Below are 12,077 nucleotides of genomic sequence, written 5' to 3' on the forward strand. Positions count from 1 at the left end.
GCCGTGCGCGCCCTTTTAAATCTCTTCGCCTGCAAGCCCAAGGCATTGCGGCACCTCACACACATTCATGCTATTAACGCACAGGACAATGACCATCAATCAAGAAGCGGCACAAAGGCATGCTGGCCCCATCATTGAGGCAACTGGTGCAGTGCTCAGCCGAACACCAATTGCGCCAATGAGAGCCACACCACAGTTGTCACAGCCGCGCAGGCCGTCGCGATTGTCATCTGGTTAGACGCAAGCGCCTGTCCGGTGCCGAACTGCACCGCAATAAGATACGAATTCACGCCGGAAGGCAGCGCCGCGGCCGCCACCGCAACCTTTGCCGTGAGCGGCGGCAGACCGAGCAACCAGCTCAACCCCAGCGCGATGGCGGGCATCAAAATCAACTTCACGCCGGACAAAACCAAGGCCGGGCGTATGTTGCCGGACAGCCCGAACCTGCAAAGGCTTAGCCCCATCGCAAACAGAGCGACCGGTCCGGCCGTATCGGCGAGCGCATCCACAATGCGAAACGGAAGCGCGGGTAAGGGAACTCCCGTCGCGCGCCACACCTGTCCAGCGATAATCGCGACGATCAGCGGATTGACCGCCATCCTCCTTATGAATGTGCGTACGATGCGCATCGGCTGCACTGCTTCGCCCGCGCCGCCGAAAACCTCGAACAGAATGACCGAGGCCATAATCATAATCGGCAGATGCACCGAGATAAGCAGCGACAATATCTCGAAGCCGGGTTGCCCCAACACTCCGAGAATGAAGGGGATACCCAGCAGCACCAGATTCGAGAAGGCGGAGGAAACGCCACCCACGACACCAGCCTGCGAATCCCTATCGAATATTCGCGTAGTGATCAGGTGTCCTGCGGTCCAAGCCACGATTACCGCCGCAAAATACACGCCCCAGAACGACCAGGGCGCAGCCCCGTGAAAATCTGCTCCGATCATCGTGCGAAAAAGCAGCAGCGGCATCGCTACATTCACTGCGAACGCTGACACGCCCTCGCCGATCTCCTGGTTGAGATAACCGGTCAAGCCAGACAGATAACCCAGCGCTACAAGGCTGAAGACAAACAGGATCGTTTCGACGAGAGGCGACATACACGCCTGATAGGCGCTGCATACGCGCCGTGCAATGCAGTTCGCCGCAACGGGCGCCTATGCTCTTTTTGCCTGGGAGGCGGAACTTGGGCACCCCACTGCCGTTTGCTTTTGAGAACACAGGAGCAATCCCAATGACCGACAAACGCGAAATCGAGCAGAAGTTCTGGAAGTCGATCCGATCCGACATGACAGCGATGATCGGACTTGAAGGCGACGACGCTCGCCCCATGACCGCACAGTTCGACGGCGATCGAAAAACCATTTATTTTTTCACGGCAAAAGATACTGAACTGCCGCCTAAGCTGAAGCGCGCCCGCAAAGCAACACTCATTTATGCAGCCAAGGGTCATAACGTTTTTGCAACCGTGCGCGGCACGCTGCGCATCGACAATGACAAAGCGACCATTGACCGGCTGTGGAATCGTTTTGTCGCCGCGTGGTTTGAAAAGGGCAAGGACGACCCGAAACTCACCCTGCTGCGCTTCGATCCCGGCGATGCAGAAATCTGGGTCGACGCATCCAGCCTCATGGCAGGCATAAAGATGTTTCTCGGCATCGATCCCAAGGAAGACTACAAGGACAAGGTCGCAAGCGTGCAACTCAGATAAGTCGGCTGAGTTCTTTGGAAACCATAGGAGGGCGTTTTCCCGCGCCCTCTTTTTTTCCCGATAAAAACCGATTAGACAGCCTGCCAACGAAAGACTCGGGCGCACGCGCCTGAAGAAGCAAGGATAGCGCTGTGGCTACGACATTCGAAAAAGTGGCGAAGATTATCGCCGATACCTCGGAAATCGACATCGACAAGATCACGCCGGAATCGCACACGATTGACGATCTGGGCATCGACAGTCTCGACTTTCTGGATATCGTGTTCGCCATCGACAAGGAATTCGGCATCAAGGTTCCGCTGGAAAAGTGGACGCAGGACGTGAATGACGGCAAGGCTTCGACCGAAGATTACTTCGTGATGAAAAACCTTTGCGCCAAAATTGACGGCCTGGTCGCCGCAAAGAACGCAGCGTAATTGCGTCTGACGCTTGACGAGGAAGGCGCTGCCGCTCAAAACGGCCAGCCATGAGCAATCGCGACGTACTTATAACCGGAATCGGTCTTGTTTCCTGTCTGGGCGAAGGCCCGGATGCGCATTGGCGCGCGCTGAATGATGAGACCGCGCCACCTCGTATCGATTCGGAGCGCTTTGCGCCCTACACGATCCATCCCCTGCCGGAGATCGACTGGAATCTTCAGATTCCGAAGCGCGGCGACCAGCGCCAGATGGAAACATGGCAGCGGCTCGGCACCTATGTCGCCGGTTTGGCGCTGGATGATGCAGGCATCAAGAATGACGAGGCGCTTTGCGCATCGATGGATATGGTTGTCGCGGCAGGCGGCGGAGAACGCGACGAAGCCGTAGACGCCAGCATTCTGGAAGCTTCAGCCAACCGGAACGACCGCGAAGTTCTGCTCAACGAAAAGCTCTCGACGGACCTTCGCCCAACGCTCTTTCTCGCTCAGCTTTCCAATCTGCTCGCCGGAAACATCTCCATCGTCCACAAGGTGACGGGATCGTCGCGCACCTTCATGGGCGAAGAAGGCGCGGGCATCGCCGCAATCGAGACGGCAGCGGCACGCATCCGCTCCGGGCAATCCAACCACATTCTTGTCGGCGGCGCTTTCCAGTCCGAACATTCGGACATGCTTCTCGGCTACGAACTCGGCGGCTTCCTGCATCGCGGCGAATGGAAGCCTGTCTGGCAACGCCAAGGTTCAGCGGGAGGCGGATTGGTTTCGGGATCCGGCGGCGCGTTTCTCGTGCTCGAATCCCGCGCCCATGCCGAATCTCGTGGCCGCAAGGCTTATGCGCGCATCGATTCCGTATTGTCCAACCGCATCCGCCGCCGCGACGGCGCATTCGAGGCTGAGCTTGAGCAGATGGCGGAGAATATCCACCGGCCTGCGGGTGAAACGCTGGTTATCTCCGGTGCGTCCGGCGCACATTCCGCCACCGGCGCAGAACTCGACCTTTACGAGCGCGCACGGGCGCTTGCACCGCGCGCCTTCTCCTCCCGTACCGGCCATCTCAAGGAAGCGCAGTTTCCATTTGCGGTCGCACTGGCAGCACTCGCGCTTCATAACGGCGCGCCCTACCCGCCTTTTGACCCGGAAACGGAGCGCCCCGTTGCCGATGCGCCCGAATCCGTGCTCGCCACCACACTTGGCTATCACGTGTTTGAGGGCATGGCCCTTCTCGGCAAGGCATAGGTGAACCATGGCGAAAACGACAGATCACCTCGGCAGACCCCTTGTTGCAGTCACCGGCATCGGCGTCGTCACCTCGCTCGGTGTCGGTAAGGGCGACAATTGGGCCGCGCTCACTTCAGGCAAGTCGGGCATTCACCGCATTACGCGCTTTCCGGTCGATCATCTGAACACTCAGATTTCCGGCATGGTGGATTTCCTGCCATCCAGCACCAAGGGCGCGAGCCCGCTCACTTTTGAACTCGCGGCCACAGCAGCCGAAGAAGCCATCGGCGAATCCGGTTTCAGCATGGAGGATTTCGGCGGCCCGCTGTTTCTCGCCTCGCCGCCGGTCGAACTCGACTGGCGCGACCGCTTCGACCTCTACAAGGCCGGCAAGGGTGAAACCGCCGCGCAACGCATCGCGCAGGCAGCATCCGAACTCAAAACGCTCGACCTGTTCGAGTCCGCGCAGTTTGGCTCAATAGCCGACCGTTTGTCGGAAAAATTCGGCACGCGCGGCCTGCCCATCACGCTCTCCACCGCCTGTGCATCCGGCGCAACTGCAATCCAACTGGGTGTCGAAGCCATCCGTCGCGGCGAGTGCGACCGCGCGCTGGCCATCGGCGCGGATGGCTCCGCCACGGCCGAAGCCTTGATCCGCTTCTCGCTGCTTTCTGCGCTTTCCACCAGCAATGACACGCCGGAAAAGGCATCAAAGCCATTCTCGAAAGATCGTGACGGCTTTGTGCTTGCGGAAGGCTCGGCTGCCCTCGTTCTGGAATCGCTCGACAGCGCCATTGCGCGCGGCGCGACCATCATCGGCTTGATGACCGGCTGCGGCGAGCGCGCCGACGACTTTCATCGCACCCGCTCGAAGCCCGACGCCTCACCGGCCATCGCCGCCGTGCGCGCTGCGCTCGAAGACGCAGGGCTGGACGAATCCGGCATCGCCTATGTCAACGCGCATGGCACATCGACCCCGGAAAACGACAAGATGGAGCATCTTTCGCTTTCCACGGTGTTTGGCGAGCGCATCCGCAACATCCCGGTTTCGTCTAACAAATCGATGATCGGCCACACCTTGTCAGCCGCCGGCGCAATCGAAGCGGCGTTCTCGCTGCTCACCATGCGCCATGGCGTCATTCCGCCCACCATCAATTATGACCATCCAGACCCCGCCATCGACCTTGATGTCGTGCCGAATGTGAAGCGCGAGGCGGATGTCACTACCGTGATTTCCAATTCCTTCGGCTTTGGCGGTCAAAACACGTGCCTTGTCATGGCGCGGGAGCCTGCCTGATGCGCGCATTGCAACTCATCGAAGATCGCCGCCTTGAGCAGGTCGATCTTCCGCCGCCGCCTCCACCGGCTCATGGCGAGGTAACATTGCGCATCAAGGCCGTTGCGCTGAACCACATTGATGTCTGGGGCTGGCGCGGCATGGCCTTTGCCAAGCGCAAGCTGCCGCTCACCATTGGCGCGGAAGCGTCCGGCGAAGTCGATGCCGTCGGCTCCGGCGTGTCGAACCTTTCCACCGGCCAGCTTGTTTCGATTTATGGCGCGCGCACCTGCGGGCTTTGCCGTCCTTGCCGCGAGGGTCGCGATAATCTCTGCGAGCACGTTTCCGGTGTGCATGGCTTCCATCTCGATGGCTTCGCGCAGGAAAAGATCAACCTGCCAGCGCGCTTGCTGGTCCCTGCTCCTCCCGGCGTGGATGCTGTCGGCGCGGCGGTTGCGCCCGTCACCTTTGGCACGGTCGAACACATGCTGTTCGACAACGCCAGGCTCGAACCCGGCGAGACGATCCTTGTTCACGCAGGCGGGTCTGGCATTGGTTCCGCCGCGATCCAGCTTGCAAAACGCATGGGCTGCACGGTCATCACCACGGTCGGTTCCAACGACAAGATCGAGAAGGCCAAGACGCTCGGCGCGGATCACGTCATTAATTACCGCGAAGACCGCTTCGAGGGCGTGGTGCGCAAGATCACCAAGAAGCGTGGTGTCGATGTGGTATTCGAACATGTCGGCGCGGATACGTGGGCAGGCTCAATGCTCTCGCTTCGTCGCGGTGGTCGTCTCGTCACTTGCGGTTCCACCTCCGGCGTTTCCACGCAGATGAACCTGATGCAATTGTTCCAGCAGCAGTTGAAGCTGCTTGGCTCCTTTGGTTGCCGCATGGAAAACATGGCCAACGCCATGCAGAAAATGGCAGCCGGTCAGGTGCATCCGGTCATCGATACGGAAGTCGATTTCAACGGCATCGATGCTGCGCTCAAGCGCATGGAAGGCCGCGACGTTTTCGGCAAGATCATCCTGCACGTGGGTTGATCCATGCTTGCTCGCCGCATCGTCGCTAAGGTTCGGCAGGCGCTTCTCAACACCAAGGATTTTTTGATCGGCAAAACCGCGCTGGGCATCATCGCGCTCCTGCGCCTGTTTCCCGCTGATGGTGCAATCGCGTTCGCCGGTCGTTTTGCCCGCCGCTTCGGCCCGCTTTTCGGGCGTCACCGCGTGGCGCTGGACAATCTGCGGCAGGCCTATCCCGAAAAGCCCGAGGCGGAGATCGAAGCCATCGCGCTCGATATGTGGGAGAATATGGGCCGCCTCGCCGCTGAATATATCTACCTCGACGATCTATTCGACTTCGACAAGGCGACCGAGAGCGGCGACCGCATCGAAGTCGATGGCAAGGAAGTGTTTCTGCGCATCGCGGGCGAGGATCGTCCGCACATCGTCTTTACCGGACATATCGGCAATTTCGAGCTTCTGCCGGTCGCGGGCGCAGCCTTGGGCGTGAAGGTCACGGCCCTTTTCCGCCCACCGAACAACCCCTACATTGCCGATTTCATCCACAATCGGCGCAACGCCTCGATGGGCGACTTGCTCGCCTCCCGGCAGGGCGCGGCGTTCGCGCTTTCCCGCATTCTGGAACGCGGCGGCAACATCGGCGTACTGGTCGATCAGAAGTTCACAAATGGCGTTCGCACCACCTTCTTTGGCCGCGAATGCGAGACAAGTCCGCTTCTGCCAAAACTCGTGCGCCATTTCGAGTGCGACGTGTATCCGGCGCGCTGCATTCGCCTTCCCGGCAATCGCTATCGCCTTATCATCGAGGACAGGCTGGACCTCCCGCGCAACGATAAAGGCATCGTGGACGTGCCCGCCACCGCGCAGCTGCTAAACGATGTCGTGGAGCGTTGGGTGCGCGAAAATCCTGGTCAGTGGATGTGGTTTCACAAGCGCTGGAAGCTGTCGGACAATCCCCGCCGCCGCACGCGGTGAGGTCGCTCCTCCCGCCAATGTGAACACAATTGCGCGATTACCACTTTTTAACAGGTTGAAATAATCACGTTACCGGTTAACCTATCGGTAATGGAGATTAAACCATGGCCAGCAGCACAATGAATCCGACCCAGTCCGGTGGTTGTGTGCTTTGGACTCCCTGGGGTCCTCAGACCGCATCGGAAACCAAGCCGCAATTCTCGTCTTTGCGGCGGACCTTGCGCAAGCTTGCAACGCCGAAGACGCATAAAACAGGGCGCGACGCCGCACTTGCTAAGCCTGAATGCGCTTACGAGCCGTAATAGTTCATTACGGAGTGCCGCGCTTCGGCAAAGAACAGCCAACGTTCGAAGAATAGCCCAGCAATATGGGCGGCAAACGCTGCGCCCGACAGCAGCACCGCCATAACTGGCATTGCGCCCGGCGCAGCCAACATTGCCCCCACCAGAAAAAGCGCTGGCGCAGTTCCACCAAGCAACACGGCAATCGTAAACAGCTTGTCCGCGTGCTTGCGCGCAACCTTGAAACCCATTTCCTTCGTCAGATAATTCGCAGTCATGTGCGGCGGCTCGAACAGTCGCACGCGCCCCATGCTGCCCAAACCCGTCGCGCTTTCAGGCGTGGAAAGCGGCACCAGCGTTTTCGTTCTCCGCCGCCAGCGCAATTTCAACAGCCACGCGATGCCCAGCGCCACACAAGCGCAAATTGAAAGCACCCGTGCCACGCCATCGCCCGCAAGAAACGCAAAGAAGCTTGCCCCGACCAACCCGCCACTGACAGAAAACGCCAGATAGCAGGCCGATGTCAGATTGGTGTGCCATGCATCGATGGATTTCAGCGACGCGTAGATCATAGAGGTGCAATACACCGTCACCATCGCCATCGCCGCACCCAGCACGCCTGCGATTGGCGCAGCCTCGCCGCTGAACATGCTCCACCCCGCAGCAATCGTCAGCGGCACGAAACTCGCCAGTGCCATCACGCCCTCGCGCGACAGCCAACTCGAACGCCACTGGCTCAGCGCGCGCCATGCTCGTTGCGGATTGCCCAGATGCAGCGTCGAAGACAACAGGCCCGCCCCGATCATCCCCAGTGCCAGCACATGTGCCACGCGCGTGGAAATCGCCGCCGCGTCCAGCACCCCGAGGCCAAGCACCGCCGCCAGACCATAGCCCAGGCCGGAAAGCACCGTGAAGAATATGATCGAATAGGCGGGATGCATTCAAATCCTGTCGAGCATGCCGTCGAGCCACGCGAAAAAGCCCGTCGCGCCCTCCGTGCTTTCTGCCAGTAAAGAGGACGAATCCTTCAGCGGTTTGCTGGCGCGTGGAGGCAGATATTTATTCACCGGGCGCGTGCCTTGCTCCGGCATCAGATCGATCCCGCCGCGCTCCGCAACCATGATCGAAACCGCCGACGCCGGATCGGCGAAGTCGCCGAAATGCCGCGCGCTTGCTGGGCAGGTGCGCACACAGGCCGGAACGCGATCCACTTCCTCAAACGTCTCATTGTAGATGCGGTCGATGCAAAGCGTGCATTTCTTCATCACGCCTGCCGCAAGGTCGAGTTCGCGCGCGCCATACGGACACGCCCAGGCGCACAGTCCGCAGCCGATACATTTGTCCTCATCCACCAGCACGATGCCGTCAGCCGAGCGTTTATAAGATGCGCCGGTTGGGCAAACGGTAACGCAAGGCGCGCTCTCGCAATGCAGGCACGATTTCGGAAAATGCACGATGCGCGCCTGCTCCGCCTCGCCCACTTCAAAGCTGTGGACGCGGTTCAGCCACGCGCCGGAAACATCCGCCCCATAAGGCTCCTGATCGGAAAGTGCTGCGCCATATCCGCCCGTGTTCCATTCCTTGCAGTTCACGACGCAGGCGTGACACCCGACGCAAACATCGAGGTCGATAACGAGGCCGAGCCGTTTCGGCGTTGCTTGTTCGGGCAGGCTGGTCATTTCTTGTCCGACCACTCCTGCCCGTAGCGCAATTCATGCGGCGCGTCCTTATGAGCCAACGCCCCAAACTGCGGCAGGCTCGTATCGCCCCGCTCCGCCTTTTCAATCCGCACGCGCAAATCGTACCATGCGGCCTGTCCCGTTATCGGATCGGAATTGGACCATCGCATTCCGTCGCCCTTGGGCGGCAGCAATTCATGGATCAAATGGTTCAGCAGAAAGCCACGCTTTGCCTCCGGCGCACCCGTGTCTAGCGACCACGCGCCTGCCCGCTTGCCGATGGCGTTCCACGTCCAGATCGTATCGCTGTTTGCAGCGTTCGTTCGCGCGACCGGAACCTTGATCCGGCCATGATGCGAAATCAGCCAAACCCAGTCACCATCGTTCAAGTCGTGCGCCTGGCAAATCGCGCCCGGCACATAGAGCACATTGCGCGTATGGATCTGGCGCAGCCACGCATTCATCGAGCCCCACGAATGGTACATCGCGGCAGGCCGCTGCGTCACGGCGTGATAGGGAAACGCCACACGATCAACCGCCGCTTCCTCCAGCGGGCGATACCATTCAGGCAAGGGGTGAAACGCGGCCAATATCCGCTCGCGATGCGTTTCCGGCGCAACCGGCTCGCGCACGCCCTCTGCCGCAAGTCGAAACTTCTGCAAGTTCTCCTGATATAGCTGGAACGTCACCGGCTGCGGCGTATCGAAAAAGCCCATGCGCACGGCGAACTCCTGATACGCGCGGTTCGCGTGCTTGAAGAATTGCGCCTCCATCGGAATGTGGACGGAAAAGAACGAGCCATTCTCGATATAGCGCTTGAGTTGGTCGCTATTGGCCGCGCCGCGCCCTGCCCGGTCGCCTTGCAAGCCGCGAAATCCAGCCAGCGGCCCGATGCCCGGCCGCCGCTCGTGCCGCACGATATAATCGGCATAATCTGCGTAAATCGGCTTGCCGCGATTATCGACAAATGCCGGCAATCCCAGCCTGCTGCCGAGATCGATAAGCACCGATTGAAATCCGCGCACATCGCGATCTGGCTCCACCACCGGCCAGCGTATCGCATCCTGCACTGCGTCAGGCTCGGAAATCGGCCTGTCCAGCATCGAAATGCAGTCATAGCGTTCAAGATAGGTCGTGTCCGGCAGCACCAGATCGGCATAGGCGACCATCTCCGAACTATAGGCATCAGAATAAATGATCTTCGGAATGCGATATTCGCCCGTTGCCTCGTCCTTGTCCTCCAACATGCGGATCACGCCCGCCGTGTTCATGGACGAGTTCCACGCCATGTTCGCCATGTAGAGAAAAAGAACGTCTACCGGATATGGGTCGCCCGCATGTGCATTGGCAATCACCATATGCATCAGCCCATGCACGGAAAGCGGCGCGTCCCATGAAAATGCCTTGTCGATGCGCTGCGGCCTGCCCTGCGCGTCAACCAGCAAATCCTCCGGCCCGCGCGGAAAGCCAAGATGAGGACCGGACAGCGGCTTGTTGGAGCCGAAATGCTCCGCTCTGCCATGCGGCGTCGGGTGCGCCTCGACAGGCTTCGGATATGGCGGCTCAAACCGGAATCCACCGGGACAATCCACCGCGCCAATCAACACCTGCAACAGATGCAGCGCGCGCGCAGTCTCAAACCCATTCGAATGCGCCGAAATCCCGCGCATCGCGTGGAACGACACCGGCCTGCCGGTAAAGCCCTCGTGCCGCACCCCGTCTATATCAGTCCAGGGCTGATCGATGAAAATCGCCTCGTCAAAGGCTACCCGCGCAATTTCCGCCGCCAGCCCACGAATAGTCTGCGCATCGATGCCGGTTTCCGCCGCAACCGCTTCCGGCGCGTAGCGCTCATCCAGATATTTTTCCGCCAGCAGTTGGAACGACGGCACAGCCTCGCGCCCATCCTCCAGCTTCACGCGGCCAGACAATGCGGCGCGCGCACCTGCCGTTCCCTTCGGCACAACGCGCTCCGTCACTGTCTCGAACATCAGTGGCGTGCCTTCGCCATTGCGCGCGAAAAGGCCGTGGTCCGCGCTGCCGGGCGCATCGATCACCAGCCACGACGCATTCGTGTAGCGCTGTACGTAGTCCACATCGATACGCCGCGCTTTCAGCAATTCATGGATCACGGAAAGTATAAGCAGCCCGTCCGTACCGGGGCGAACGCCGATCCAATTATCCGCCACCGCCGAATATCCCGTCCGCACGGGATTGACCGAAACAAAGCGCGCACCGCGCTTTTTCAGCTTGGAGATGCCGATCTTGATCGGGTTGGAATCGTGGTCTTCCGCCACTCCGAACAAAACGAAAAGCTTCGTTCGGTCCCAGTCCGGTGCACCAAACTCCCAGAACGCGCCGCCTATTGTCATGATTCCGGCGGCCGCCATGTTCACCGAACAGAAGCCGCCATGCGCGGCATAGTTTGGCGTGCCGAATTGCTGCGCCCAGAAACCCGTCAGCGATTGCGATTGGTCGCGCCCCGTGAAAAACGCGAGTTTCTTGGGATCGTCGCGGCGCACCTCGTTCAGCCATTTCGTGGCAATGCCCAGCGCCTCGTCCCATGAAATCTTCTTGAACTCGCCGGAACCTCGCGGCCCTGTTCGCAACATCGGCGCATCCAGTCGCGCCGGCGCGTAGTGCTGCATGATGCCAGCCGAGCCCTTGGCGCACAGCACACCGCGATTCACCGGGTGGTCGCGATTGCCTTCGATATAGCGGATTTTGCCGTCCTTAAGGTGCACATTAATGCCGCAACGACACGCGCACATATAGCACGTTGTCTTGCGAACCTCATCTCCGACGGGTTGCGACAGAGCTATTGCTGGCTCATTAGGCATTGCTGGCTACGACTCTCCTGCCAAGAGTCGTAGCTGCATTGAAGCGGAAAGCAACGGTTAGGGTCAGGACCTGCCAAATTTGTATATACATCAGTGATCTAGTTGGTCAGCACAATGCGTGTATTCTGCGCACCGCGCATCCGCACCAACTCGTAAAATGCCCGCGCATTACCCGTCGCGAGGCGCACACAGCCATGAGAGGCAGGTCGCCCAAGCCGTTTCACCTGCGTCGTGCCATGAATCGCATAGCCGCCCCGGAAGAAAACCGAGTAAGGCATTGGCGTCATGTCATATTTGCGCGAATACCACATCTTGTGCATACGGGTCGGCTTGTAGGATCCGCGCGGCGTGTAATAGCCGTTGCGCGCCGTCGAAACCGGCCATCGGTGCAGAATTCGGCCCCCGTCCGTCACCGTCATGGTCTGCGTTGCAATGTCGATATGAGCGACCAGATTGGCCGCCATGCTGGAAACCGTGGAAGTCATAATCATGGCGGCCACGGCAGCCGCCATCGCAAGAATGCGCTTCATGATTTTCCCCTCCAGACCCGGAAACCGGGTCCACGTTGCCTTCACGCAAATGATTGAAAGCCAAAATCCTAAATATATTCAAAAACCTATAGGAATGATGCCGAACAATTCGTTGTGA

The 12,077-nt window shown here is 59.7% G+C and carries 11 protein-coding genes; 6 read left to right on the forward strand and 5 right to left on the reverse strand.

The window, feature by feature from the left end:
• Positions 1-155 precede the first annotated feature (155 nt).
• The gene (locus tag DY251_RS06995) at positions 156-1,103 is read right to left on the reverse strand and encodes an AEC family transporter (RefSeq protein WP_116623171.1); all 948 of its coding nucleotides are present in this window, start codon (positions 1,101-1,103) and stop codon (positions 156-158) included.
• Positions 1,104-1,237: 134 nt separating this feature from the next.
• Between DY251_RS06995 and DY251_RS07000 the strand changes: the two genes are divergently transcribed.
• From DY251_RS07000 to DY251_RS07025, 6 genes are all read left to right on the forward strand, one after another.
• Complete coding sequence (locus tag DY251_RS07000) at positions 1,238-1,714, forward strand: pyridoxamine 5'-phosphate oxidase family protein (protein ID WP_116623172.1); 477 nt, start codon at positions 1,238-1,240, stop codon at positions 1,712-1,714.
• A gap of 131 nt (positions 1,715-1,845) precedes the next feature.
• Entirely contained in the window at positions 1,846-2,130 is a 285-nt protein-coding gene (locus DY251_RS07005; RefSeq protein WP_116623173.1) for an acyl carrier protein, read from the forward strand.
• Between the two features lie 50 nt (positions 2,131-2,180).
• Positions 2,181-3,368, forward strand: coding sequence for a beta-ketoacyl-ACP synthase (locus DY251_RS07010; RefSeq protein WP_116623174.1), 1,188 nt, complete (start codon positions 2,181-2,183; stop codon positions 3,366-3,368).
• 7 nt (positions 3,369-3,375) lie between these two features.
• Positions 3,376-4,647, forward strand: a complete 1,272-nt coding sequence (locus DY251_RS07015; protein WP_116623175.1) for a beta-ketoacyl-ACP synthase — start codon at positions 3,376-3,378, stop codon at positions 4,645-4,647.
• Positions 4,647-5,675, forward strand: a complete 1,029-nt coding sequence (locus DY251_RS07020) for a zinc-binding dehydrogenase (RefSeq protein ID WP_116623176.1) — start codon at positions 4,647-4,649, stop codon at positions 5,673-5,675. Before DY251_RS07015 ends, DY251_RS07020 begins: the two co-directional genes overlap by 1 nt.
• Positions 5,676-5,678: 3 nt before the next feature.
• Positions 5,679-6,629: a lipid A biosynthesis lauroyl acyltransferase gene (locus DY251_RS07025; protein WP_116623177.1), complete on the forward strand. Its 951-nt coding sequence runs from the start codon at positions 5,679-5,681 to the stop codon at positions 6,627-6,629.
• 289 nt (positions 6,630-6,918) lie between these two features.
• Here DY251_RS07025 and DY251_RS07030 read toward each other — a convergent pair whose 3' ends face one another.
• The 4 genes from DY251_RS07030 to DY251_RS07045 all read right to left on the reverse strand — a co-directional run bounded on the left by DY251_RS07030 (position 6,919) and on the right by DY251_RS07045 (position 11,959).
• Positions 6,919-7,851, reverse strand: a complete 933-nt coding sequence (locus DY251_RS07030) for a dimethyl sulfoxide reductase anchor subunit family protein (RefSeq protein ID WP_116623178.1) — start codon at positions 7,849-7,851, stop codon at positions 6,919-6,921.
• On the reverse strand, positions 7,852-8,589 hold the full coding sequence (locus DY251_RS07035; RefSeq protein ID WP_116623179.1) for a 4Fe-4S dicluster domain-containing protein: 738 nt from the start codon (positions 8,587-8,589) through the stop codon (positions 7,852-7,854).
• A complete protein-coding gene (locus tag DY251_RS07040; protein WP_116623180.1) occupies positions 8,586-11,429 on the reverse strand; it encodes a molybdopterin oxidoreductase family protein in 2,844 nt (947 codons plus the stop codon). The genes DY251_RS07035 and DY251_RS07040 overlap by 4 nt, the downstream gene beginning before the upstream one ends.
• A gap of 98 nt (positions 11,430-11,527) precedes the next feature.
• Positions 11,528-11,959 (reverse strand): L,D-transpeptidase, encoded by a 432-nt coding sequence (locus tag DY251_RS07045; protein ID WP_116623181.1) that lies wholly within the window; start codon positions 11,957-11,959, stop codon positions 11,528-11,530.
• Positions 11,960-12,077 lie beyond the last annotated feature (118 nt).

It is taken from the genome of Mesorhizobium denitrificans, from assembly GCF_003403035.1.
GTDB classification, from domain to species: domain Bacteria; phylum Pseudomonadota; class Alphaproteobacteria; order Rhizobiales; family Rhizobiaceae; genus Mesorhizobium_G; species Mesorhizobium_G denitrificans.